The sequence below is a fragment of the Stenotrophomonas sp. WED208 genome (assembly GCF_040984485.1).
Taxonomy (GTDB): Bacteria; Pseudomonadota; Gammaproteobacteria; order Xanthomonadales; family Xanthomonadaceae; genus Stenotrophomonas; species Stenotrophomonas riyadhensis.
In genome coordinates this window covers 2,902,294-2,926,778 of sequence record NZ_JAZARB010000001.1, presented here as the reverse complement: position 1 = coordinate 2,926,778, position 24,485 = coordinate 2,902,294, and the positions used below count along the sequence as shown (strand labels likewise).

The following is a 24,485-nucleotide window of genomic DNA, read 5'->3' as shown; positions in this document are numbered from 1 at the left end:
ACTCACAGGTCCACACGGAAGGAGATGCCGACAGTGCGCGGGGCGCCGATGAAGGCGTTGTCGCGGCCGTCCACCCCTGCAAGATACCGCTTGTCGGTGAGGTTGCTCACCACCAGGTTGGCACCCATGCCCTTCAGGCGCGGCGACAGGCCCTGCAGGTCGAAGCCGATATTGGCGTTGAACACGGTGGCCGAAGGCAGCTTGTTGACGTTGGCGGCATCGAGGTAGCGCGTGCCGAGGTAGCGACCGGACAGGCCGAAGTTCCAGTTTTCGCCCTGCCAGTCGGCCGACAGCACCAGGGTCTGCTCGGGCTGGCCGATCACCTTGGCACCGTCGACGATGCCCAGCTGGGTATCACGTGCGGCATCGCCACTGCCCAGGTACTTGGAGCGGTTGTAGGTATAGGCGGCGTTGAGGCGCCAGCCGTTGTCCCAGCCATAGCCGAACGCCGCCTCCAGGCCGTTGCTTTCCACGCCGCCGAAGTTCTCGTAAACGCCGTCGGTCTCGCCGAGGTAGTCGATGCCGCTGACGAAGCCGGCCGGCAGGTAGACGATGCGGTTATCGAACTTGATGTTGTACAGGGTGACCGAGGCGGTCAGCGGCCAGCGGCTGATGCGCATGCCCACTTCGATGTTGTCGGCGGTCTCCGGCTCGACGTTGCGGAAGCGCTGCGGGTCGGTCTCGCCGAGCACGCCGGAGGGAATGGCGGCGAAGTTCTGCGAGTAGCCAGCGAACAGCTCCATGCCTTCCACGCCGGGCGCCCAGGTGAAGCCGGTGGACAGCAGCGGATCGGACTTGGAATCGGATTTGACGTGCTCGCTGGCACCGATCACGCGGCGGCGCGACTGGTCGACGAAGAACTGCTTCACGCCCAGGCGTGCGCTGAACGGCCCGAAGCGGGCCACGTCCTCGACGTAGTACATCTGCTCCTCAACCTTGTACTTGTCCTCGAACTGCACCCAGTACGGCTGGTGATCGAAGGCGATGTCCTGGCCGACATTGAGCAGGCGGTGCCAGTCGCGGCGCGCCGAGCGGTCCAGCTTCTCCACCCACAGGCCGCCGCGGATCGTGTTGTCGACCGCACCGAAGGTCTGCCGCCATTCGACGTCGGCGGTCACGCCCATGCGGTCGTTGTCGTAGTGGGTGTGGCGATACGACTGCGCGCCCAGTACGTTGCCGGCATAGCAGTTCGGATCGTACTCGGCAGTGAAGCCCAGCCGCGGGCTGCAGCTGGCAAGGCGCTGCGCGGCACTGCCATCGGGATTGACGAAGAAGATCTGGCCGCGGTTGCTGCCGCCGTACACGGTCTTTCCACCGATGTACTCCGACTCCGGGCGACCGGCACCATCATCGCTGACCTGCGCCAGGTACGGTGGCAGCCAGTCGCCACGACCTTCCATGCGGTGCCCGTAAGCCGCCACCGAGGCCTTGAAGCCGTTGCCGCCGTCGAAGGCCGCGCGCAGGTAGCCGAAGGTGTTCTCGCGCAGCGCACGCGAACCGGAGCGGTAGTTCTGGTCCAGGTAGGGGATGCCGGTGAGGGTGCCGACCAGGTTGTCGCGGTCCGGATTGGTGGCGAAGCCCTTCGGCGAGACGCTGGTGTACTCGGGCTCGTCGGCATCGTTGTAGGACAGGTAGCCGGTCAGCGTCCAGCGATCCAGCTCGGTGATGAACTTGCCGGCGATGTGGTCGTTGCTGGTCTTGCCGCTGCCGTCGATCCAGTCGTGCACGCGTGCCGATGAGGCGCTGACCCAGGCGCGGGTGTGGCCGCCGAGCAGGCCGGTGTCGTAGCGTACGTAGTACTTGCGTGCCTCGTTGTCACCGGCACCGACGACGAAGCGCAGGCGGCTGTCCTGCAGTGGGTCGCTGGTGAGGAAGTTGAGCGTGCCACCCAGCGCCTCGTTCGAGCGCGAGGAGATGTCGGCGGTGCCCTGGCTGACTTCCACCGTCTCCAGGTCCAGGGTGTCGATGTAGCGGTTGGCGAGCGAGCCGCCGCCGTAGCCGGAGCCGCCATTGGGCAGGCCGTCGATGGTGGTGCCGATCTGCTGGGTGTCACGGTTGGTCACGAAGCCGCGCATGCTGATCTGCGTACCCCACACCGACGAACCGGTGGCATCGGCCTCGCTGACCACCACGCCGGGCACTTCGTTGAGCGCGTCGTTGACGCTGCTCATCACGGTCTGCCGGTTCAGCGTCTCCGCGCGTACCGAGGTCTTGGCGTAGCTGGTGGCCTGGCCGATCACCTGGACCTGGTCGAGGGTGCGTGCATCGCTGCTGCGCGCTTCGCCCGTATCGCCCTGCGGTGCGTCGGCCAGGGCGTCCAGTGCGGGGGCGATCAGCAGGGCAAGCAGCGAGACACGGGGAAAGCGCGCAATCGTTCGCATCGAAACCGGACCTTCTAAAGGGGGAAGCTCTGGAGTGTCGGCAGCGGCAATGACATCGGCATGACGTGGCGGCGCACGAACGAAGGCACTGTGGGGACAGTCACGGCCTTCGGTTATGCTCGGCGCTTCAATGGAGCTGAGGTGGTGGCGATGCAGAAGCGGTCGAGGATCTGGCTGGGGGGCGCAGCACTGGTGCTGCTGGCAGGGTGCAACCGGACGCCGGCAGGCGAACAGGCGACCGCACCACCGCCACCGGCTGCAGGCGAGAGCGCCGCCGCGGCGGCAGCGCCGGCGGGTTCATTGGCAGCGGCCGACGGCACCGCACTCACCGACCGCGATGGCAAGCCGGTGCCGCTGGTGCCGTTCGACACCAGCAGCGTGCCGCTGAGCGATACCGCGCTGGGCGGACTGCCGTTCTTCAGCCTGCCGCAGGGCTACGCGCCGCAGAACGCCCCGCACCCGCGCGCCTGGGCGCGCTTCCCGTTCCGGATGGGCGAGGGGGTGCATTGGGTGGAAGGTCCGAGCTGGTCGGCACGCATCGTGACCGACAGTGAGGCGGCCCCCGACAAGGCGTTCTCCGCGATGGAAGTGCAGCGCAACTTCGACGGTGTGATCACCGCCGCTGGCGGCCGCAAGGTCTTTGAAGGCAAGCTGCTGCGCGACATCTACTACGGCCGGCAACTGGAAGGCGAGATCGGTGGTGGCTTCATCGATGCGGTGAACGGTGAACAGGACGCACCCACCACCGTCTATGTGCTGCGCCAGGCCAACCGCACCGTGTGGGTGCAGCTGGCGGTGGACAGCAACGGCGCCGGTCTGGTGGTCGTGGATGACGTTCCGTTCAAGGCCACCGCGCAGTGGTCGGACAGTTTCCCGCATCTGTCCCTGCCGGCCGGCTATCGTGAGCGCAACACGCCCGAGCAGCGTGATTTCGATGCCTTCCTGTTCTGGACGGGAGATCACTTCGAACCGGTCGAGGGCCGCACCTTCGCTGCCGATTTCGACAAGGGCGAGCGCGAATACTCGATGCATGAAGTACGCCGCAACCTTGAGGCGATGATGGCCCAGGCCAACGGCACCAAGGTGTTCGAGGGGCGCATCCCGCACGAGGCGGCCGAGGGTGTGTCGAAGCAGGTGCAGTCGTCCTACGGCAACGCGGCCAGCTACAGCTGGGACAACTACGACACCGTGGTCTATCGCGTCGATCTGGCTGATGGCCGCCAGGTGTGGGTGCATGCTCGCCTGGAATACCTCAGCGCAGGCTGGGTCGTGGTCGAGCGCAAAGGCTTCACCCAGACGGCGGCGCTGCTGCCGGCCGATGCGTTGAAGAAGAAGCTGGACAGCGACGGCCGCGTGGCGATCCAGGTCAACTTCGCCACCGACAAGGCGCAGATCCTGCCGACGTCCGAACCGCAACTGGCGCAGGTGCTGGACCTGCTGCGTGCCGACCCGTCGCTGAAACTGTCGATTGAAGGCCACACCGACAACAGTGGCGCGGCCGCGCACAACCGCAGCTTGTCCGAGGATCGGGCCCGGTCGGTGGTGGCGGCGTTGACCGCCAAGGGCATCGCCGCCGACCGCCTGCAGGCGGCCGGCTTCGGTGCCGACAGGCCGGTGGCCGACAATGGCAGCGAGGAAGGCAAAGCGCGCAATCGCCGGGTCGAGCTGGTCAAGCGCTGAACCACGCCCTCCTCAGTACCGCGCGTCCTTGGGTTTCGGGTCGCGCGGCCAGTCCTTGCTCTTGTTGGCGAAGTCCGGCCGCGGCTGGTTGATGAAGTAGCTGGCGATGTCCACCGCATCCTGGTCGGGCATCACCTGCTGGCCCAGTGGTGGCTCGCGGGTCACCGCCGGCGGCATGTTGTGCTTGACGAAACCGGCCGCCTTGTACAGGCGCGCCATGCCGGCGCCGATGTTGAAGCTGTGGTCGCCCCACAGTGGCGGGAAGGCGATATCACCGCTGGCATCGCGCCGGCCTTCGCCGTTGTCGCCATGGCAGGCAGCACACTGCACGGCGTACAGCGCCTGGCCACGGATCGGGTCCGGGGTCAGCGTGCTGTCGATGGGGCCCTCGCTGGCGGCGGCCACCTTTGCACCGTCTGGCACGGGACTGCTCAGCCACGCCATGTAGTCGAGCATCGCGCGCATCTGCGGTGAGTCCTTCGGTAGCGGCTTACCGTTCATTGAGCGCTGCAGGCAGCCATTGATGCGCTCAGTCAGCCCGATCACCTTGCCCGGACGCGGCATGTAACGCGGATAGGCGCCGCCGCCGGTGTTGAAGTAGTGGTTGCCGAACGGTCGCTTGCCCTCGGCCATGTGGCACGAATTGCAGTTCAGATCGTTGCCGACGTTGTCCGGAAGCAGGCGCGCGGTCTCGTTGAGGATGCGGCGTCCAAGCATCACTGATTCTGCATTGCCCAGCCCGGCGATCTCCTCGGCACTCGGGGCGTGGTAGTGCCCGACCACCTTGCCCTGCGCATCGAGGATATCGATCGTGCTGGCTACGGCAGCATCCAGGTCCGGGTACAGATGGCGATAGGCGAGGGCGCCGGCACCGGCCAGCAGCAGGAGGGTGACCACGCTGCCGACGAGCAGGCGGGAGCGTTTGCGCGAACGTTTCATCGTGCGGCCTCCTGCGGAACGTAGTGCACCGGCTTGTCACGCACCACCCTGCGCATGCGCGCCACGTCGACCTCGCTCACCGCACTGGCCTGGTTGCCCCAGCTGCTGCGGATGAAGGTCAGGATCTGTGCCAGCTGCGCATTCGGCAGCTGCTCGAAGCCGGGCATGGTGAAGGCCATGCGGTCGTGCGGGGTATGCGGCGTGCGGCCGCCGATCAGGGTCACCTGCACCAGCGAGCTGGGGTCATCGGCGAACACGATCGAGTTGCCGGCCAGGGCCGGATAGACGCGTGGCATGCCGCGGCCGTCGGCGCGATGGCACGCCTGGCAGTGCTCGGCATAGGCCAGCGAGCCGGCCACGCGATAGTCGCCGCTGCGCAGTGCGGCGGTGGTGGTGTCGGTACCCGGCGACCACTGCGAACTGCGGCCCTCGCGCGCCGGCAGCTGTTTCAGGTAGCGGGCCATCGCCAGCAGGTCGGCGTCGGACAGGTACTGGGTGCTGTGCTCGACCACATCGGCCATGCCGCCGAAGGCTGCCGAGCGATCGGTGCGGCCGGTGCGCAGGAAGTCGACGATCTCGCCCTCGCTCCAGCTGGCGAGGCCGGTCGACTCGTTGCGCAGGTTCTTCGCGTACCAGCCTTCGAGCACCGAGCCGGACAGGAACTGGCGGCTGCCATCATCGGCCATCGCCTTTTCCTGGAACGCCAGGCCACGTGGCGTGTGGCAGGCGCCACAGTGGGCCAGGCCTTCCACCAGTTCGGCGCCGCGCTGCTGGCCGGCATCCAACGACGGATCCGGGTTGAACGTGCGCGGGCGTGCGAACAGCAGCTGCCACCAGGCCAGTGGCCAGCGCATGTTGGCCGGCCACGGGATCGTGCTGTCGGCGTTGTCCTGCTTCACCGGCTGCACCGAGCCCATGAAATAGGCGTACAGCGCCTTGATCTCGGCATCGCTGGCGATCACGTACGAGGTATACGGCATCGCCGGATACAGTGGCTGGCCATCGTGACGGAAGCCGCGGCGCACCGCGCGTTCGAAGTCGGCGTAGTCGTAGGCACCGATGCCGGTGTCCGGATCGGGCGTGATGTTGGTCGAGTAGATCGTGCCCATCGGCGTTTGCATGCCGAGGCCACCGGCGAACGGCTTGCCGCCCGGCGCGGTGTGACAGGCGGCGCAGTCGGCGGCGCGCGACAGGTACTGTCCCTGCGCGATCAGTGCCGGGTCGTGGATGTCGACCTGCGCCGTCTGTCGAGGTGCGAACCAGTAGGGCGTGGTGCGGGCGATGCCGTAGGCGGCGGCCAGCGTGGCGGCCAGGGCAATGGCGAGCTTGAACGAGGTGCGCATGGCGGCACTGTGGGCAATCCCGCGCGCGCGTTCATTGATCCGGATCAATGACTGAACGGATACAGCTTGTACACCAAGCTGAATCGTTCCTGCGTTGTCATCAAGCCGTCATCCGCGCGCGATAGATGACCGGTCTATCGGGGCGTTAACGTCCCTGCCTGTCTGATTCACCCCTATGACGTGATATGAAGCGCCTGCTGCTGTTGCTGGCGTGCGCCGGCCTGTGGCTGGCTGCATGCTCCTCCTCCATCAATGCCTCGTCCACCTCACTCGCCGATCGGCTGATCGCACCGGGTGGCGTATCGACCCTGCTCGATCGCCCGCGCATTGCCGCGGCCATCGCCGAACTGCCCAACCGCCATGGCTTCGCGCCGGGCCGCGATGGCGTGCCGATCTTCTGGCGTGTGTTCGATCCCGGCGATTACGGCGCGCGTTACCACTACCTGCCGCAGCGCCATGAGAACGGCCTGCCGCTGGATACCGGCCTGAGCCTGGCGGTGCCGCAGCCGTTCCGCGCGCAGACGCCGCGCGGCACCGTAGTGCTGCTGCACGGCTGGATGATGAACGGTGATTCGATGCTGCCGTGGTCGCTGCAGCTGGCCGAGTCCGGCTACCGCGTGATCACCCTGGACCTGCGCAACCATGGCCAGTCCGGTGCCGGTCCGTCCGGATACGGCACCTACGAATCCGATGACGTGGTTGATGTGATCGGTGAGCTGCGTGCACGCGGTGAAGTGACCGGTCCGTTGTACCTGTTCGGTGTGTCCTACGGCGCGGCCACGGCGGTGTTCACCGCCGACAAGCTGGGCGACCAGGTGGAAGGCGTGGTGGCGATGGAATCGTTCGCCAATGCCGGTGTGGCGATCCGCACCATGATCCCGCACCTGATGGGACTGCAGCCGGAAGGCCTGAAGGCGCAGGCGGTGGCGTCGTACGCGCGCTGGCGCTACGGCGGCCAGGACATCAACCAGGTGATCGCCGCCGCCAGCCGCCGCATCGATGTTGACCTGGACCGCGTGGACGTGGCGCGCGCGTTGGCCGATACCCGCGCCTGCGTACTGCTGCTGCACGGGCAGGGCGACCAGCACATTCCGGTCAGCCAGGGCCGCGAACTGGCCCAGGCCAATCCGCGCGCGCACTACATCGAGATGCGCGGCGAGGACCACATCACCCTGCCGCTGCGACTGGACCTGCTGGCGGGCGTGGTCGATGACTGGATGGCGCGCGACGAGCACCATCCGCAGAGCGCGTGCCCGGCACCACAGCTGCCGGCCCAGGCCGAGTGGCTGGTGCACGACACCAACCTGCCGGTGAAGGCTCCAACGCGCGGTTGAACAAAAAAGGGGACGGAGGGGATTAAGTCGTTTCCCGCACACCTGGGCCAGAAACGACTTAATCCCCTCCGTCCCCTTTTTCTGTCAGGGCAGGCGTCGTGCCAGTGAGCGCGCCGACGCGGCGACGCCGAGCAGCAACGCGGCCACGCACAGGAGGGCGAAGCCGAGGCTGGTGGCGTGTGCGAGTGCGCCGATCGCGGCCGGACCGGCCAGGATGCCGGCATACCCCAGCGTGGTGACCGCGGTGATGGCGATGCTCTCCGGCATCACCCGCTGTTGGCCCGCCATCGAGAACAGCGCCGGCACGATGTTGGCGCAGCCCAGCCCGACCAGTACGTAGCCGGCCAGCGCCACCGGGAACGATGGCACCAGCGTCGCCAGGGTGAATCCCGCAGCCGCGGTGATGCCGCCGAAGACCAGGGTGCGGGTCCGGCCGAGGCGCTCGACGATGCCGTCGCCGAACAGGCGCATCGCGGTCATCGCCAGGGTGAACAGTGCGAAGCCGGCACCGGCCTGGTCACGTGGCACCTGCCGCACTTCGGCGAGGAACACCGCGCTCCAGTCCAGCATCGAGCCCTCGGCGAGGAACACCACGAAGGCCAGCACGCCGATGAACAGCACCACGCCATGCGGCAGTGCCAGCAGGGGGCCTTCATGCAGGATCCGTTGTGGGCGCCAGTGCGGTGCCGACAGCACTGCCACCAGCAGCAGTGCCGCCACCGACACCAGCGCGGCCAGCCAGAGTGGAGTGCCGAGGATCAGCAGGCCCGTCATGCAACCGGCACCGACGAAACCACCGATGCTGTAGAAGGCGTGGAAGCCGGACATCATCGCGCGCCCGGCGTCGCGTTCGACCGCCACCGCCTGCATGTTCACCGTGCAGTCCATCGCACCCACGCCGGCACCGAACACGAACAGGGCAGCACCCAGCGCGAAAGGCGAGGGGGCAAGCGCCAGCAGTGGCAGTGCCAGCAGCACCATCGCGCAGGTGGCCACCAGCAGCCGGCGGCACCCCAGCCGCCCGGTCAGCGCACCCGCCAGCGGCATCGCCAGCAACGAGCCCAGGCCGAGGCACAGCAGTACCGCGCCGAGGCTGGCATCGGACAACCCCGCCTTGGCTTTGGCATAGGGCACCATCGGCGCCCACGCGGCGGTGGCGAATCCGGGAATGAAGAAGGCAGCACGGGTGGCGTGCTGCTGGGCACGTGGGGATGAAGGCGTCATGCGCGGTGCGAAGCTCCAAGGATCACTCGTGGAAACGTTTTCAGGCCGAATCGGCAAGTGCCATGCGTGACATCGGGTGACGCATACGAATGCAGTGACCCGATCGCGTCACTGGCGATTAACGCCGCCCACGGACAGTGGCTGCACGGTCGGCATCCCGCCGGCCGCTGCCGGAGATCTGTACATGAGCACGACACCGACCATCCTCCTCGTCCATGGATTCTGGGGCGGGGCCGCACACTGGGCCAAGGTGATCCTGGAACTGCATCGCAATGGCCACGATCGTGTGCAGGCGGTGGAGCTGCCGCTCACGTCGTTGGCTGATGATGCAGGACGCACCCGGAAAATGATCCGGCAGATCGGCGGGCCGGTGCTGCTGGTCGGTCACTCCTATGGCGGCGCGGTGATCAGCCAGGCTGGCAACGAGGACAACGTGAAGGGCCTGGTCTACATCGCCGCTTTCGCGCCTGATGCCGGCGAGAGCCCTGGTGGCATCACCCAGCAGCACCTGCCGGAGGCGGCGCCGAACCTGGCACCGGACAGCGATGGCTACCTGTGGCTGCGTGCGGACAAGTTCCATGAGAGCTTCTGCCAGGATCTGAGCGAAGACGAGGGCCGGGTGATGGCGGTGACCCAGAAGGCACCGCTGGCCAGCACCTTCGGTGATGCGGTGAGCGACCCGGCGTGGAAGCACAGGCCGAGCTGGTACCAGCTGTCCCGCCACGACCGCATGATCGCGCCGGAGAACCAGAGGGCCATGGCCACGCGCATGCAGCCCAAACGACTGCTGGAGCTGGATGCCAGCCATGCCTCGCTGGCCTCGCAGCCGAAGGACGTGACCGCGCTGATCCTGGAGGCCTGCGCCGCCATCGGCGGCTGAGCCTGCGGCAGCGCGCCGCACCACAGCACATCGCACGACAGCCGGGGCGCAGGGGAGTACACTCCTGCGCCTGCGGCCATCCGGCCGCGTCCCCGTCTTCCCTCCAGCCGCCGCCAGAGGATCCCACCCGATCGTGGAGGTCCCGTCGTGCTGTCTGTGCCTGATGCCCGTATTCCGTCCCCCTTGCCGCGTCGCCGTGCGTTGCCGCAGGCGCTTGCCCAGGGCCTGCTGATCACCGCACTGGCCAGCAGCGGCATCGCAGCCGCGCAGTCCACCACCGAGCCGGACAAGGCCGCCGAGGCCCCGGCATCGCAGACCCTGCAGACCGTGCAGGTCACCGCCAATCTGCTCGGTACCATCACCGAGGGCAGTGGCGCGTACACGCCCGGCACCATCGCCACCGCCACCCGCCTGGTGCTGACCCCGCGGCAGACCCCGCAGACCATCAGCGTGATCACCCGCGCACAGATGGACGACTTTGGCCTGAACGGCATCGATGACGTCATGCGGGTGACTCCGGGTATCAGCATCGTTACCTACGACAGCGAGCGCACCGAATACTACGCGCGTGGATTTGCCGTGCAGAACTTCCAGTACGACGGCATCCCGATGTCGCGTGACTCGGCCTATTCGGCGGGCAACACGCTCAGCGATACCGCGATCTATGACCGCATCGAAGTGCTCAAGGGCGCGACCGGCCTGCTCACCGGCATGGGCGATCCGGGCGCGACCATCAACCTGGTGCGCAAGAAGCCGGGCAAGGACTTCGCCGGCAGTGCGACGCTGGGTGTCGGCCGCTGGGATGACTATCGTGCCGAGATCGATGTGGGTGGCCCGTTGACCGCCGATGGGCGTGTGCGCGGACGCGCGGTCGGTGCGTGGCAGGACAAGCATTCCAATCTCGACTTCTACCAGCGCACCAGCAAGGTGGGCTACGCGGTGCTGGAAGCCGATCTGGGCGAACGCACCCTGCTGACCGTGGGTGGCGATGCGATGGACAGCGACCCGAAGGGCTCGACCTGGGGTGGCATCCCGCTGCTGGACAGCCAGGGCAACTTCAACGGCATGCCGCGTTCGTTCAACAACGGCACCCATTGGAGTGGCTGGCGCCAGTACGTGCGAACCGGTTTCGCCACGCTGGAACATACGTTCAGCAATGACTGGATTGCCAAGCTGCAGCTCAACCATCAGGTCAACGGCTACGACGCGGCGCTGGCGGGGGCGGCCGGTGGCAATCCCGATCCGATCACTGGTGAAGGGGTTTCGTTGTGGCTGGGCAAGTACGTTGGCAAGACCGTCAGCAACGCGGCCGACTTCTACCTGAGCGGTCATTTCGGCCTGTTCGGCCGCGAGCATGAGTTGGTGGTCGGTGGCAGTGCCTCGCGCAAGCGCTGGACCAATACCGGCTACTCGCCGCAGCCGGGCTACCCGACAGAAGTACCCGACTACCGCGCATGGCAGGGCGACATTCCCGAGCCGGAGTGGCAGCGCAGCTACAGCAACAACGAAGTGACGCGTGAGAACGGCCTGTACGTGGTCGGCCGTTTCGACGTGGCCGATCCACTGAAGGTGATCGTGGGCAGCCGCCTGGCCAGCTACCGCTCGCCGGACACGCGCGAGACCGGCGTGTTCGTGCCGTATGCCGGTGTGGTCTACGACCTCGGTCAGCACTATTCGGTGTACGCCAGCTACAGCACCATCTTCAAACCGCATAGCGAACGCGACGAGCAGGGCAAGGCACTGGATCCGCTGGAAGGCCGCAGCTACGAGATGGGCCTGAAGGCCGAGTTCCTCGATGGGCGCTTCAACGCCAGTGCGGCGCTGTTCCAGCTCGACCAGGACAACTTTGCCCAGCCCACCGGCGGCAAGACACCGGACGGTCAGGATGCCTATCGCGCGCTGATGGGCGTGCGTACCAAGGGCTACGAGCTGGAAATGTCTGGCCAGCTGGCGGAAGGCTGGCAGGTGCAGGGTGGGTTCTCGCACAAGATCGCCCGCCAGGCCGGTGCCAAGGTCACCACGCTGGAACCGGAAAACCAGTTCAGCCTGCACACCAGCTATCGCCTGCGTGGCGACTGGAAAGGCCTGACGCTGGGCGGTGGTGCGCGCTGGCAGGATTCCACTTTCGGCGAGATCACCAACCCGGCCACGCAGGCCAAGGTGGTGCATCGCACCCAACCCTACTGGCTGCTCGATGCAATGGCGCGCTATGAATTCAACGATCGCCTGTCGGCCACGCTCAACGTCAACAACCTGCTGGACAAGCGGTACTACACGATCTTCAGCTGGTACAGCACCTATACCTGGGGTGAGCCGCGCAACGTGCGGTTGAGCTTGAATTACAGGTTCTGACGCGGCTCTACACATACGCCCGCGATGCTTTTCGGCATCGCGGGCGTTGTCGTTACAGCGGCAGGTCGAACACCAGCACTTCGGCGTCGTTGCCGTTTTCCAGGGTCAGCTGCGCTTCGTCGCTGACCTGCAGTGCATCACCGGCTTCCAGTGTGATGCCATTGACCTGCAGCTGGCCACGCGCCACCTGCACATAGGCGCCACGGCCGTTGCCGAGGGCGTGGTGCAGCTTCTGGCCGCCATCGAGGATGGTGGCGAAGATGCGGGCATCCTGGTGGATGCGCAGCGAACCGTCGGCACCGTCCGGCGAGGCGATCAGGCGCAGCTGGCCGCGCTTGGTTTCTGGCGCGAAGTGGGTCTCCTCGTAGGACGGCGTGATGTTCTCCGCGTCCGGGAAGATCCAGATCTGCAGGAAGTGCACGGTCTCGTCGGCCGAGTGGTTGAATTCACTATGGCTGACACCGCTGCCGGCGCTCATGCGCTGCACGTCGCCATAACGCAGCACCGAGCCGGTGCCCATCGAGTCCTTGTGCTCCAGCGCGCCGCCCAGCACATAGGAAACGATCTCCATGTTGCTGTGGCTGTGGGTGCCGAAGCCCTGGCCGCCGATCACCTTGTCTTCGTTGATCACCCGCAGCGGTCCGAAGCTGACGTAGCGGGGGTCGTAGTAGTTGGCGAAGGAGAAGGTATGGCGCGAGGACAGCCAGCCATGCTCGGCCAGGCCACGGGTAGCGCTCTTGCGGATCTGCAGCATGATGGAATCTCCTTGTTCGATGGTTTCGATGGGGCGGGGTGGGCTGGTAGCCGCTGTGTTTCCCCGTTGGAGAGAAGTATCCGCTTGCGCCCGGGGTTTGAAAAACGGATAGTTTTGACAGCCATCATCGAAAAATTCGAATGCTCAAGCTCAGCCTCGATGCCCTGCAGATCCTGGACGCCATCGACCGCCGCGGCTCGTTCGCCGGCGCCGGCAAGGCCCTGCACAAGGTGCCTTCGACCATCTCCTACACCGTGGCCAAGCTGGAGGAGGACCTGGGCGTACAGCTGTTCAACCGGGTCGGCCCGCGCGCCGAGCCGACCGAGGCTGGCCGCGCGCTGCTGGACGAAGGACGGCACCTGCTGCGCGCGGCCCGGGAGCTGGAACTGCGGGTGCGCCGGGTGGCGTCGGGCTGGGAGACCGAACTGACCCTGGCGGTGGACTCGGTGTTCCCGACCTGGCTGCTCGGCCCGGACATCGCCGCGTTTCGTGAGGCCGAGGCACCGACCCGGCTGCGGTTGATCGGCGAGGCCCTGTCCGGTACCTGGGAGGCCTTGCTGGACCGCCGTGCCGACCTGCTGGTCGGTGCGCCGGGCGAGGGTCCCAGCGGCGGCGGTTACGTGGTCGAGCCGCTGGGCACGGTGGAGTTCGTGTTCGCGATCGCCCCCGACCATCCGTTGGCTGCAGTGCCGGGTGTGCTCGGTCGCGAGCAGCTGGTCGAACACTGCGCGATCGCGGTCTCCGATTCGGCGCGACGGCTGCTGCCGCGCACGGTCGGCCTGTTGATGGGCCAGGAGATGCTGACGGTGCCGGACATGGCCAGCAAATTGAAGCTGCAGTGCGAAGGCGTGGGCTTCGGTTTCCTGCCCGAGCCGTGCGCGCGCGCTGCGGTGGCGCGTGGCCAGCTGGTGATCCGTGAGGTGGAGGAGCACAAGCCGGAAGAGACCTTCTGGCTGGCCTGGCGCACCGGCGAGGATGGTGCCGCACTGCGCTGGTGGCGCGAGCGCCTGCGCAGGCCGGAGCTGCTGTCGCAGTGGTGGCAGTCAATGGCACGGGGTTAGGGGTACGGCAGGGCTGCGCCCTGCACCCGCTCCGAGCTGGAGCAACAGCAACAGCAGAAGCTGGTTTCCTGTGGGGAGGCGGGGTGGGTCCGGTTGCGGGAGACGCCGTAAACCCATCCATGGGGGCTTGGCCGCGGCATCCATGCCGCGGACACTCCCGCAACCGGACCCACCCCGCCTTCGACAGTTTTCCGCGATCTGTCGGAACGGCATGGACCGCTGTTGGTAGGTGTCGACCTTGGTCGACACAGTAGATCCACGCCATGGGTGGATGCTTTTCGATCTCGATTCGAAATATTCGATTCCGATGGAGATTCATCCACGCATGGCATGGATCCATCAGATCGCGGAAATCTGTCAGGGGGGGGGCATGGGCAGGCAGGACCGTTGGCGGCATGGATGCCGCCATCGAGCCCCCATGGATGGGTTTACGGCGTGTCCTGCCTGTCCATGCCGCCCCGCCAACCCACGGAATGCCAACTTTTGCTGTTGCTGTTGCCGTTGCCTTGGCTTGAAGCATCTGCAGGTGCAGGGCGCAGCCCTGCCGAAAAACACACATAAAAAAACAGCAGGCCGAGGCCTGCTGTTTCGGTGTAATGGTGCGCCCGGAGAGATTCGAACTCCCGACCGCCTGGTTCGTAGCCAGGTACTCTATCCAACTGAGCTACGGGCGCCAATTACATAAACTTGTTGTGCTGACTGTGTATGGTGCGCCCGGAGAGATTCGAACTCCCGACCGCCTGGTTCGTAGCCAGGTACTCTATCCAACTGAGCTACGGGCGCGCGGTACACAATCAACTTACTGCTTAATTTTACTGCATTTCCAGCGGCGGATGCTGAAAACCTGTCGAGTGGTGCGCCCGGAGAGATTCGAACTCCCGACCGCCTGGTTCGTAGCCAGGTACTCTATCCAACTGAGCTACGGGCGCCCTGCGACAGGAGCGGAATTATGCGGATGTCGGCGCGTACCGTCAACAGTTTTGTGAAAATTTTCATCCAACTGAATGAAAAAGCTGTCAGCCACGGCATTCGGGGCCTTCAGCCAAGCGAAGTGGTCGGCGCGCGTGCCCAGTTCCTGCGCGGACAGCACGCGCAGCTGCGCGGCCACATTCGGCAGTTTCGCCAGCAACGTCTGCATCGAACCGATCGGTGCCAGCCAGTCCTGTTCCATCAGCACCGCCTGCGCGCTGCCATGCACGCGCGCCATCTGCGCATCGAGGTCTTCGTCCATGCCGGCCGCGGCGTAGTGGTTGTTCAGGCCCACGCGCGCCCAGTCGGCGATCAGTCCGCGTGCTTCGGTGCCACCGAAGCCGAGGCGGCGACCATGCAGCACGCCCTGGCGTTGCGCGAGCCACGGCAGGAAGCGGTAGACCAGCGGCAGCAGCCAGCCGCGCGGTGGTGGGAAGCCACGCCAGAACGGTGAGCCGCTGGCCGCCAGCCACAGCCGGTTGAAGTGCTGCGGGTTGCGGCCGGCATGCACGCAGGCCAGCTGCCCACCGAGGCTGTGTCCACCGATGATCCAGGACAGGGCGCCGGCTTCGTCATCCGCTGCGGCCAGGACGGCCTGGCTGGCCGGCAGATCCTGTTCGAGTACTTCGCGATAGCCCCAGTCCTGCGTGCGCGACGGGCGCAGCGAGCTGCTGCCGTTGCCGCGCCACTCATGCAGGTACACCGCCACGCCCTTCGCAGCCAGCGCCTGCGCCAGCGGCAGGTAGTGGCGCGCGGCCACGCCCAGCGCCGGCAGCCACAGCAGGCGCGCGATGGGCCGTGCGGGCACGCAGGCGATCACTTCGTAGCGATGGCCATCAGTGCACTGCACGGCAACGACGTCCGGTGCGAGACTCATGCGTGCGGTGCCGCGCCGAAGTGATCGAGTACCAGCACCTCGCTGCGGCCAGGCGCGTAGCCCTGCTGCAGGCCGCGCGCAACGTAGTCGATGCCGGCTTCGCAGGCATTGGCCAGGCTCAGGCCGTTGCACAGCTGCGCGGCGATGGCCGAGGCCAGCGTGCAGCCGGTGCCATGTGCGTCCAGCGGCAGGCGGGCGTGAATGAATTCTTCGCTGCTGACGCCGTCGAAGTAGCGATCGATCACGCGGTTGCCTTCCTGCAGGTGGCCGCCTTTCAGCAGCACCGCACCGGCACCGAGATCGAGCAGGGCGGAGGCAGCCTGTTCGGCGTCATCGCCGTTGCCGATCTTCCGGCCGATCAGGAGTTCTGCTTCCGGGGTATTGGGCGTAACCAGCGTCGCCAACGGCAGCAGGCGTTCGCGCATGGCCTTGAGCGCACTTTCCTCCAGCAGGCGGGCGCCGCTGGTGGCGACCATCACCGGGTCCAGCACCACGTGCGGCGGGCGATGCTTTTCCAGGGCGTCGGCGACCGCATGGATCACCTCGGCGTTGGCCAGCATGCCGAGTTTCACGGCATGGATGTCGAAGTCATCGAAGCAGGCTTCGATCTGCGCCTGCAGGAATGCGATCGGCGGCACGTGCACGGCGGTGACGCCACGGGTGTTCTGTGCGGTCAGTGCAGCGAACACGGCCAGGCCATGCACGCGGTGCGCGGCGAAGGCCTTGAGATCGGCGGGGACGCCGGCGCCACCGCCGGAGTCGGATCCGGCGATGGTGAGGGCGGAAACGGGAGTGGTCGGGCTCATCCGGCGATTGTGCCGTGGTCACCGCAAAGACGGTAGCGTCGATGCGGGAGATGGGGTCAGATCCCTTTTCCTGCGGAAAAGGGATCTGACCCCTGGAGCGCGGCCCTCAATGGCGCCAGCGCGCCCACTGCTGGTACAGCACATAGCCCAGCCCGGTCAGGCCGGTGAGCAGGGCGGGGGCGAGCAGGGCGTCGTATTGCCAGCGCATGAACAACCAGGCGCCGATGATGCCGCCGCCGAGGAAGCCGCTGATGATCAGGCCGCTGAGGGTCAGCCGCCGTACCTGCAGCGGCAGTCCGCGCAGCAGGTGGCCCAGGCCGATGCCGAGGTCGGTGAACATGCCGCTGAGGTGGGTGGTGCGCACCACCGCGCCACTGAAGGTGGTGGCCATCGCGTTCTGCAGGCCGCAGGCCATGGCGGCGGCCAGTGCGCCCCAGATCTGATGCTGTTCGAACAGCGGAATGGCCACCAGCAGCAGTGCCGATTCCAGCGCCAGCGCGACGCCGTAGCGGCGGCCCAGCTGCAATGCGCTGTCCTGGATCAGCAGGCCGCTGAGCATCGCGCCCAGCGAGAACGCGATCAACAGTCCCCATAGATGGCCGACTGCGCGCCAGTCGCCCTGGGCCAGCGCCATGCCGAGCTGGCTGGTGCTGCCGGTCATGTGGCTGACCGCCTGGTGCTCGAAACCGAGGAAGCCGACCACGTTGACCATGCCGGCCACGCACGAGAGCGCGACCGCGCCGATCCAGACCCAGGTGGGCAGGCGTATTCCCATCGGCGGGGCCCCTCAGGGCCCGCCGAAGCCGCCGTTGAACTGCAGCTCGCTGAAGGTGTTGCTGGCCGGGTCGAATACCGCGCCCCAGAACTGCGTGCCGCCGTCACAGACGCGGATCGCTTCCCGTGCCGGGTTGATGCCGCTGTCGTCGGGCAGATGGAAGGCGTTGATGTAGATCAGACGCTTGCCGGCGCTTTCGATGCCGACGTACTGGCGGTCGAAGTCCAGCACCTTCGGTACCTGTGATTCCAGCGACGACAGCTGCGCTTCCAGCTGGTCGATCTGCTGCCGGCTGGGCGCCCAGTAACCACTGACCCGCCCGGCCTCGCGGCCGGGACTGGGGCGCGAGCAGGTATCGAGCACCTGCGCGGCGATGATCGGGCGGGTGACCACCCAGGATTGGCCGGTACGCTCGGCGGTCGGCACGCTGGCCGGGCCGCGCGTGGTGGTGCAGGCACCCAGGACGGCTGCGAGGGCGATCGCAGCCGTGGGCAGCAGCAGGCGGGTGCAGCGGTTCACAACACCTCCGAAGCGTAATCGGCCAGGCGTGAGCGTTCGCCTCGGCGCAGGGTGATGTGCGCACTATGCGGCCAGTTCTTGAAGCGATCCACCGCGTAGGTCAGGCCCGAGGTGGTCTCGGTCAGGTACGGGGTGTCGATCTGCTCGACGTTGCCCAGGCAGACGATCTTGGTACCGGGGCCGGCACGGGTGATCAGCGTCTTCATCTGCTTCGGGGTGAGGTTCTGCGCCTCGTCCAGGATCAGGTAGCGCGACAGGAAGGTGCGGCCGCGCATGAAGTTCATCGAGCGGATCTTGATGCGGCTGGCCAGCAGGTCGTTGGTCGCCTGGCGCCCCCAGGTGCCGCCTTCCTGGTTGTGCGTGAGCACTTCCAGGTTGTCGGTCAGTGCGCCCATCCACGGCGTCATCTTCTCTTCCTCGGTGCCGGGCAGGAAGCCGATGTCCTCGCCGACGCTGACCGTGGCGCGGGTCATGATGATCTCGCGGTAGCGCTGCTGGTCCATCGTCTGCGCCAGGCCGGCGGCCAGCGCCAGCAGGGTCTTGCCGGTGCCGGCGGTACCCAGCAGCGTCACGAAGTCGATCTCCGGATCCATCAGTGCGTTGAGCGCGAAGTTCTGCTCGCGGTTGCGTGCGCTGATGCCCCACACGGCGTGGCTGCCGTGGCGGAAATCATCGACCAGCGACAGCACCACCTTGCCGTCGCCGACCACGCGGCTGACGCGCAGCTCGACTTCATCTTCGCCAGGCAGGTAGACGTACTGGTTCGGGTACCACTCCTCGCCATCCTGGGCCAGGATTTCGTAATGCGTGCGGCCCTTGTCGCTCCAGCTGCGCAGGTCATCGCCGTGGCGCTTCCAGAAGTCTTCCGGCAGCTCGGTGGCGCCGGTGTAGAGCAGGCTGAAATCGTCCAGCGCACGGTCGTTCTCGTAGTCCTCGGACACGATGCCGGCGATCGCGGCCTTGATCCGCAGGTTGATGTCCTTGGAAACGAACACCACCGGCAGGTCCGGGGTTTCTTCCTTCAGCGCCAGGATCGCGCCGAGGATGGCGTTGTCCGGAATGACCTTGCCGAAGCTCTTGCCGGCGTCGAAATGGCTGGTCTGGAAGCGCAGCTTGCCGGCGCTCTGCTTGCCGCGCAGCTGCAGGCCATTGGGACGCTGCAGCGGAATGCCGTCGGCCAGGTTGTCCAGGCCGGATTCCTGCACCAGCTCGTTGAGGAAGCGGCTCACCTGGCGGGCGTTGCGGCTCGCTTCGGAGGTGCCCTTCTTGCCGTTGTCCAGCTCCTCGATCACCTGCATGGGCAGGTAGACGTCGTGCTCCTCGAATTTGAACAGCGCGGTGGGATCGTGCATCAGCACGTTGGTATCCAGCACGTAGATGCGCTTGCCTCGGGTCATCGTCGATTCCTGGTTACGGACAGGGAAAAACCACCACGGCCTGCCGCGGGGCAGGGTGATGGCAGACACAGTAGGCAGTGGGACTCACTTGGACTGGGAGGCCTTCAGTTCGGCGAGAACGGCATCGGCATGGCCGGCAACCTTGACCTTGCGCCAGGACTGCACGATGCGGCTGTCGGGGGAAATCAGGAAGGTGCTGCGTTCGATGCCACGTACCTGCTTGCCGTACATGTTCTTCATCCTGATCACGTCGAAGGCGCTGCACAGCGCTTCGTCGCCATCGCTGACCAGCGGGAAGTTGAAGCCCTGCTTGGCGCAGAAGTTGTCGTGCGACTTCACCGAGTCGCGCGAGACACCGAGTACCACCGCGCCTGCCTTCTTGAATTTCGGCAGCAGTGCGTTGAAGTCGATGCCTTCGGTGGTGCAGCCGGGGGTGCTGTCCTTGGGGTAGAAGTACAGCACCAGCCAGTGGCCGGCGTAGTCGCCGAGGGTGGCCTGTTCGCCACCGGACAGCGCCAGCGGCAGGGAGAGGGTGGTGCTGTCCAGGGTATCGCCGTTGTTCATGAGGTCCTTCTGTCGAGCCTGGGTTCTTTCTACGACAATTGCATGAAACGCCACGCGCCCGTGAGAGGCGCGCGAAGAATCAGAATTTCATCGGGTCCATGATCGCGTCCAGGTTCAGGTGGTCGCAGAATTCAAGGAAGTCGTCGCGCAGCGCGGCGATGTGCATGTTGGCCGGGACGCCAATGGTGACCTGCGCGCTGAACATCTCCGCACCGGTCTGCATGGCGCGGTAGCGCGTGCTCTGCAGGTTCTCGATGGTGATGCCCTGGCGGTCGAAGAAATCGGCCAGCTGGAACAGGATGCCGGGCTTGTCGGCGGCGATCACTTCGACGATGTAAGGCAGCAGGTTGGACTGCGCCTGCTTGGCGGCGGTGCGGTACCAGACCAGTTTCAGGCCCTCTTCGCGCTCCAGCCGGGTCAGCATCGCTTCCAGCTTGGCCACCGAGTCCCAGGAGCCGGTGGCCAGGGCGGTGACCGAGACATCGCGGCCGACCGTGGCCAGGCGTGCGTCCACCAGATTGCAGCCGCTGTCGGCAATGCGGCGGGTGACGGACAGCAGGGGGGACTCCGGATGCGTCGTGTAGGCGTTGATCAGGAGGTGGTTTTCGCTCGGCGCGGGGCGCAGGGTGGTGTCGGTCAAGGCGATTCCGGGTAATGCATGCGTTAGTCTGAATGCCCGCCTGAGGCGGGGATCCACCGGTGTCCAGCATACTTGCCCGTGCTTTCGCGCCGCAAGTAACATTCAGGTCGCCCCCGGCCTTTCGTGGCGGGCGTTTTCCCTTCCCAGCCAAGAGCAGCACGTCCTTGTCCCTTTCCGGCCTCATCACCGCGCTGGCGACCCCGTTCCGGGCCGACGGTGCCCTCGATCCCGACGGTTGGCAGCGCCTGCTGCACCTGCAACTGGAAGGTGGCGTCCATGGCGTTGTCGTAGCCGGCTCGACCGGTGAAGCAGCGACCCTCACCGATGCCGAGTACGACCTGCTGCTGGCCAGCGCGGTCGAGCGAATCGGCGGCCGCATCCCGGTCATGGCCGGTACCGGCCTGTCGGGCACCGCCAAGACCATCGAACAGACCCGCCGTGCCGCCGCGCTTGGCGCCAGCCACGCGCTGGTGGTCACCCCGCCGTACGTCCGGCCGACCCAGGCTGGCCTGATCGCGCACTACCGCGCAGTTGCCGGCCAGGGCGGGCTGCCGGTCGTGCTGTACAACGTGCCCGGCCGTACCGGGTGCGACATGCAGCCGGAGACCGTGGCCGAGCTGGCCAGCCATCCCAACATCGTCGGCATCAAGGAAGCGGTGGGTGACACCGGCCGGGTGCAGGCGCTGCTGGCATTGCGCAGCCCGAAGTTCGCGGTGCTCAGTGGCGATGACGGCACGGCCGCGCGCTCGATCCGGGCCGGTATCGATGGCCTGATCTCGGTCGGCTCCAACGTGCTGCCCGGCGCCTACCGCCGGATGTGCGAGCTGGCTGCCGCCCACGATCACGAAGCCACCGAGTCCTGGGATGCGCGCCTGCATCCGTTCCATGATTTCTGCGGCGTTGAGCCGAACCCGATTCCGGTCAAGGCGCTGCTGCGTCGCATCGGCATCGGTCACGACCTGCGTCTGCCGCTGCTGCCGCTGTCGGCGGCGCACCATCCGGCGGCCGACCATCTTGCCGGCGACATCGCCGCCCTCGAAGCCCTTTCCAGCCACTGACCTTCCGTCTTGGTCTGACCCAGGAGATTCACATGCGTCAATCCGTTTCCACCGTCCGCGTGCTGTCCTACGCGCTGCTTGCCGTGGCCGTCGCCGCCGGCACCACCGGCTGCTTCAAGCGTGGCGTCAAGGGCGACTACGCCCTGGCCCCGGAAATGCGTCCGCTGGAAGTGCCGCCGGACCTGAACCTGCCGGCCACCACCGGTGACAACAAGGTGCCGGCGCTGGTCTCGGCAACCAAGCCGGCCGCGCCTGCGGCTGCGGCTCCGGCCGTGGGCAACACCGGTTTCACCATTGCCGGCGGCAAGGATGAAGCCTTCGCCAAGGTCGGTACCGCACTGGAAGGCGTGGCGGGTGTGACCATCGCCAGCCGCGCGCAGCTGCTCGGCTCGTACGATGTGGCCTACGAAGGCAGCAACTTCCTGGTTCGCGTGGTTGCCGTCGATGCCGGCGCCTACATCTCCGCGGTCGACCCGCGTGGCCTGCCGGCCACTGCAGAAGCGCCGGTGAAGCTGATCGCCGCGCTCAAGGCAAAGCTGGCCCAGTAAGGGCTGCCTCTGGTAGAGGCCGACCTTGGTCGGCGCTTCTGTGCCAACCAAGGTTGGCACCTGCCGGATCGTGCGGTGGGTATCTGCGGGATCGTGCGGTTGGTATCTGCCGAGCAACGAGAAAGGGCGCCATGGGCGCCCTTTCTCGTTGCTGCAGCAGGCGCTTCTCAGCGCTCCAGCAGCTTCAGCTTGTCCGGCTTGCCGTCCCATTCGCCGGCATCGGCGGGCGGGTCCTTGCGCACGGTCAGCACCGGCCACTCCTTCGCCAGCTCGGCGTTGAGGGCAACGAAGCCTTCCTGGCCGGCGGGGACGTCGTCCTCGGGGAAAATCGCGTTGACCGGGCACTCCGGCTCGCAGAGGGTGCAGTCGATGCACTCATCCGGGTCGATCACCAGGAAGTTCGGGCCTTCGTGGAAGCAATCCACGGGGCACACTTCCACGCAATCGGTGTGTTTGCACTTGATGCAGTTTTCGGTGACGACAAAGGGCATGGGCTGGGGGTGGATCGATTCCTGAACCCGACAATTCTAGAACAGGTTGGCCCCCGGTGTCGGCGCGGGGCCGAAAACGGGCGTCTGGCAGGCGCGGCCGTGGCGGATATTGGCGGCATGGCGCGGCCTGTGCGACGCTGCGGGAGCGTCGGCTGCCCTGGCGGCCGAAACCCCTTCCCAGCAGGATTGCCCATGCCCCAAGCCCAGTCCGGCGCCGCCTCCCATGGCGGCGAGAACACTGCGTTCATTGTCCTGATCAGTTGCGTGGCCACCCTAGGCGGTTTCCTGTTCGGCTTCGACAGTGGTGTCATCAATGGCACGGTCGATGGCCTGCGCCAGGCCTTCAACTCCAGCGAGGCCGCGCTGGGCTTCGAGGTGGCTTCGATGCTGCTGGGCTGCGCGATCGGTGCCTTCCTGGCGGGCTGGCTGGGCGACCGCCTGGGGCGTCGCGGTGTACTGATCGTCTCGGCGCTGATGTTCCTGGTTTCGGCGCTGGGCGCCGGTGCCGCCCATGCTTCCTGGCTGTTCATCGCCGCCCGCGTGCTCGGCGGCTTCGCCGTAGGCGCGGCCAGCGTGATGTCACCGGCCTACATCGCCGAGGTGGCCTCGGCGCGCTATCGCGGTCGCCTGGCCACGGTGCAGCAGATGGCGATCATCTGTGGCCTGTTCGCGGCCTTTCTCAGCAACTACCTGCTGGCCCGCGCCGCCGGCGCCTCGACCGAGCCGTTGTGGCTGGGCCATGAGGCCTGGCGCTGGATGTTCTGGATGCAGGCACTGCCGTCGGGGCTGTTCCTGCTGTTGTTGCTGGTGATTCCGGAGAGTCCGCGCTTCCTGGTGCTGAGGGGGCGGCGGGCGCAGGCGAGGGCGGTGCTGGCCCGGCTGTATGGCGAGGACGCCGCAACGGCCAAGCAGGCCGAGATCGAGGCGAGCCTGGCCCAGGACCAGCACAAGCCGCGCTTCAGCGACCTGCGCAGCAAGGCCACCGGCAGACTGCGCCCGATCCTCTGGGTAGGCATTGGCCTGGCCATGTTCCAGCAGCTGGTCGGCATCAACGTGGTGTTCTATTACGGCGCGGTGCTGTGGCAGGCGGTGGGCTTCTCGGAAAGCGACGCGCTGCTGATCAACGTGCTGTCCGGCGCGCTGAGCATCGGCGCCTGCCTGCTGACGGTGCTGCTGATCGACCGCATCGGGCGCAAGCCGCTGCTGTGGATCGGCTCGGTTGGCATGTCGGTGGCGCTGGTGCTGATGGTGGTGGCGTTTGCCAGCGGCAGCCTGGTCGATGGACGCCTGCAGCTGTCCGATGGCATGGGCCGGCTGGCGCTGGTCGCCGCCAATGTCTACGTGGTGTTCTTCAACATGTCCTGGGGCCCGGTGATGTGGGTGATGCTGGGTGAGATGTTCCCGAACCAGATCCGCGGCCCGGCGTTGGCCGTTGCTGGTGCGGCGCAGTGGACCTCGAACTTCGCGATCACCGTGACCTTTCCGATGCTGCTGGCCGGCATCGGCCTGGCCGGGGCCTACGGCATCTACGCTGTCGTTGCGATCCTCTCGATCTTCTTCGTGGTCCGCTGCGTGCGCGAGACCAAGGGCAAGGAGCTGGAGCAGATGGAAGGCTGACGGCCGGCCTGTGTTTCAGCGCCTCCTTTCTCCGTGGGGAGGCTGCAGGCCAGCCGATCCAGGACACGCCGTAAACCCATCCATGGGGGCTCGATGGCGCCATCCATGGCGCCAACGGTCCTGGATCGGCGGGCCTGCAGCCTCTGGTCAGATCATGGGTTGCGCGGACGCGGCGCAGCACGTCGGGGTCGAGTTTGCCGCGAGTACGGAAACTGTGAAGAGCGCGGGCAAGGCCATCCAGGGCAGGACCGTGAGCGCCATGGATGGCGCGACCGA

The 24,485-nt window shown here is 66.6% G+C and carries 21 protein-coding genes and 3 tRNA genes; 8 read left to right on the top strand and 16 right to left on the bottom strand.

The annotated features are described in order from the left end of the window. Nucleotides 1-2: 2 nt before the first annotated feature. The gene (locus tag VPH47_RS13145) at nucleotides 3-2,381 is read right to left on the bottom strand and encodes a TonB-dependent receptor (RefSeq protein ID WP_368851001.1); all 2,379 of its coding nucleotides are present in this window, start codon (nucleotides 2,379-2,381) and stop codon (nucleotides 3-5) included. Nucleotides 2,382-2,531: 150 nt separating this feature from the next. On the opposite strand from VPH47_RS13145, the gene VPH47_RS13140 reads away from it, so the two are divergent. After that, a complete protein-coding gene (locus tag VPH47_RS13140; protein ID WP_368851000.1) occupies nucleotides 2,532-4,061 on the top strand; it encodes an OmpA family protein in 1,530 nt (509 codons plus the stop codon). A gap of 12 nt (nucleotides 4,062-4,073) precedes the next feature. On the opposite strand, the gene VPH47_RS13135 is transcribed toward VPH47_RS13140, so the two are convergent. Both VPH47_RS13135 and VPH47_RS13130 read right to left on the bottom strand, forming a co-directional pair. After that, on the bottom strand, nucleotides 4,074-5,000 hold the full coding sequence (locus tag VPH47_RS13135; protein ID WP_368850999.1) for a c-type cytochrome: 927 nt from the start codon (nucleotides 4,998-5,000) through the stop codon (nucleotides 4,074-4,076). Next, nucleotides 4,997-6,343, bottom strand: coding sequence for a cytochrome c (locus tag VPH47_RS13130; protein WP_368850998.1), 1,347 nt, complete (start codon nucleotides 6,341-6,343; stop codon nucleotides 4,997-4,999). The genes VPH47_RS13135 and VPH47_RS13130 overlap by 4 nt, the downstream gene beginning before the upstream one ends. 185 nt (nucleotides 6,344-6,528) lie before the next feature. On the opposite strand from VPH47_RS13130, the gene VPH47_RS13125 reads away from it, so the two are divergent. Then, entirely contained in the window at nucleotides 6,529-7,677 is a 1,149-nt protein-coding gene (locus tag VPH47_RS13125; protein ID WP_368850997.1) for an alpha/beta fold hydrolase, read from the top strand. Nucleotides 7,678-7,761: 84 nt separating this feature from the next. Here the strand turns inward: VPH47_RS13125 and VPH47_RS13120 are convergent, their stop codons facing one another. Beyond that, nucleotides 7,762-8,901 carry an MFS transporter gene (locus VPH47_RS13120; RefSeq protein ID WP_368850996.1) on the bottom strand — a complete coding sequence of 380 codons (1,140 nt, stop codon included), beginning with the start codon at nucleotides 8,899-8,901 and terminating at the stop codon, nucleotides 7,762-7,764. A gap of 184 nt (nucleotides 8,902-9,085) precedes the next feature. On the opposite strand from VPH47_RS13120, the gene VPH47_RS13115 reads away from it, so the two are divergent. Together VPH47_RS13115 and VPH47_RS13110 are read left to right on the top strand one after the other, a co-directional pair. Next, nucleotides 9,086-9,781: an alpha/beta hydrolase gene (locus VPH47_RS13115; RefSeq protein WP_153855143.1), complete on the top strand. Its 696-nt coding sequence runs from the start codon at nucleotides 9,086-9,088 to the stop codon at nucleotides 9,779-9,781. A gap of 147 nt (nucleotides 9,782-9,928) precedes the next feature. Next, the gene (locus tag VPH47_RS13110; RefSeq protein WP_368850995.1) at nucleotides 9,929-12,133 is read left to right on the top strand and encodes a TonB-dependent siderophore receptor; all 2,205 of its coding nucleotides are present in this window, start codon (nucleotides 9,929-9,931) and stop codon (nucleotides 12,131-12,133) included. Nucleotides 12,134-12,185: 52 nt separating this feature from the next. On the opposite strand, the gene VPH47_RS13105 is transcribed toward VPH47_RS13110, so the two are convergent. Further along, the gene (locus tag VPH47_RS13105) at nucleotides 12,186-12,887 is read right to left on the bottom strand and encodes a pirin family protein (RefSeq protein WP_012510689.1); all 702 of its coding nucleotides are present in this window, start codon (nucleotides 12,885-12,887) and stop codon (nucleotides 12,186-12,188) included. A gap of 140 nt (nucleotides 12,888-13,027) precedes the next feature. Here VPH47_RS13105 and VPH47_RS13100 point away from each other — a divergent pair, with 140 nt between their 5' ends. Further along, the gene (locus VPH47_RS13100; protein ID WP_368850994.1) at nucleotides 13,028-13,948 is read left to right on the top strand and encodes a LysR family transcriptional regulator; all 921 of its coding nucleotides are present in this window, start codon (nucleotides 13,028-13,030) and stop codon (nucleotides 13,946-13,948) included. 597 nt (nucleotides 13,949-14,545) lie between these two features. Here VPH47_RS13100 and VPH47_RS13095 read toward each other — a convergent pair. The 10 genes from VPH47_RS13095 to VPH47_RS13050 all read right to left on the bottom strand — a co-directional run bounded on the left by VPH47_RS13095 (nucleotide 14,546) and on the right by VPH47_RS13050 (nucleotide 20,495). Further along, a tRNA-Arg gene (locus VPH47_RS13095) sits at nucleotides 14,546-14,622 on the bottom strand. A 32-nt stretch (nucleotides 14,623-14,654) separates the two neighbouring features. Next, nucleotides 14,655-14,731 (bottom strand) — tRNA-Arg (locus tag VPH47_RS13090). Between the two features lie 69 nt (nucleotides 14,732-14,800). Further along, nucleotides 14,801-14,877, bottom strand: a tRNA-Arg gene (locus VPH47_RS13085). Next, on the bottom strand, nucleotides 14,868-15,794 hold the full coding sequence (locus VPH47_RS13080) for an alpha/beta fold hydrolase (RefSeq protein WP_368850993.1): 927 nt from the start codon (nucleotides 15,792-15,794) through the stop codon (nucleotides 14,868-14,870). Before VPH47_RS13080 ends, VPH47_RS13085 begins: the two co-directional genes overlap by 10 nt. Then, nucleotides 15,791-16,600 carry a bifunctional hydroxymethylpyrimidine kinase/phosphomethylpyrimidine kinase gene (thiD, locus tag VPH47_RS13075; protein ID WP_049423499.1) on the bottom strand — a complete coding sequence of 270 codons (810 nt, stop codon included), beginning with the start codon at nucleotides 16,598-16,600 and terminating at the stop codon, nucleotides 15,791-15,793. The genes VPH47_RS13080 and thiD overlap by 4 nt, the downstream gene beginning before the upstream one ends. A 106-nt stretch (nucleotides 16,601-16,706) precedes the next feature. Then, the gene (locus VPH47_RS13070) at nucleotides 16,707-17,375 is read right to left on the bottom strand and encodes a YoaK family protein (RefSeq protein ID WP_153855140.1); all 669 of its coding nucleotides are present in this window, start codon (nucleotides 17,373-17,375) and stop codon (nucleotides 16,707-16,709) included. Nucleotides 17,376-17,387: 12 nt separating this feature from the next. Further along, nucleotides 17,388-17,894: a hypothetical protein gene (locus VPH47_RS13065; RefSeq protein ID WP_032128845.1), complete on the bottom strand. Its 507-nt coding sequence runs from the start codon at nucleotides 17,892-17,894 to the stop codon at nucleotides 17,388-17,390. Continuing rightward, on the bottom strand, nucleotides 17,891-19,291 hold the full coding sequence (locus tag VPH47_RS13060; RefSeq protein ID WP_010484287.1) for a PhoH family protein: 1,401 nt from the start codon (nucleotides 19,289-19,291) through the stop codon (nucleotides 17,891-17,893). The genes VPH47_RS13065 and VPH47_RS13060 overlap by 4 nt, the downstream gene beginning before the upstream one ends. An 84-nt stretch (nucleotides 19,292-19,375) precedes the next feature. Beyond that, nucleotides 19,376-19,855, bottom strand: coding sequence for a peroxiredoxin (locus VPH47_RS13055; protein WP_049434212.1), 480 nt, complete (start codon nucleotides 19,853-19,855; stop codon nucleotides 19,376-19,378). A gap of 79 nt (nucleotides 19,856-19,934) precedes the next feature. After that, nucleotides 19,935-20,495: a glycine cleavage system protein R gene (locus VPH47_RS13050; protein ID WP_368850992.1), complete on the bottom strand. Its 561-nt coding sequence runs from the start codon at nucleotides 20,493-20,495 to the stop codon at nucleotides 19,935-19,937. A 164-nt stretch (nucleotides 20,496-20,659) separates the two neighbouring features. On the opposite strand from VPH47_RS13050, the gene dapA reads away from it, so the two are divergent. Next, nucleotides 20,660-21,553, top strand: coding sequence for a 4-hydroxy-tetrahydrodipicolinate synthase (gene dapA, locus VPH47_RS13045; protein ID WP_368850991.1), 894 nt, complete (start codon nucleotides 20,660-20,662; stop codon nucleotides 21,551-21,553). A gap of 32 nt (nucleotides 21,554-21,585) precedes the next feature. Beyond that, a complete protein-coding gene (locus VPH47_RS13040) occupies nucleotides 21,586-22,101 on the top strand; it encodes a hypothetical protein (protein WP_110711909.1) in 516 nt (171 codons plus the stop codon). A gap of 167 nt (nucleotides 22,102-22,268) precedes the next feature. Here the strand turns inward: VPH47_RS13040 and fdxA are convergent, their stop codons facing one another. After that, nucleotides 22,269-22,592, bottom strand: a complete 324-nt coding sequence (fdxA, locus tag VPH47_RS13035; protein WP_005409054.1) for a ferredoxin FdxA — start codon at nucleotides 22,590-22,592, stop codon at nucleotides 22,269-22,271. Between the two features lie 192 nt (nucleotides 22,593-22,784). Here fdxA and VPH47_RS13030 point away from each other — a divergent pair, with 192 nt between their 5' ends. After that, nucleotides 22,785-24,209, top strand: coding sequence for a sugar porter family MFS transporter (locus VPH47_RS13030; protein WP_368850990.1), 1,425 nt, complete (start codon nucleotides 22,785-22,787; stop codon nucleotides 24,207-24,209). The last annotated feature ends 276 nt before the right edge of the window (nucleotides 24,210-24,485 follow it).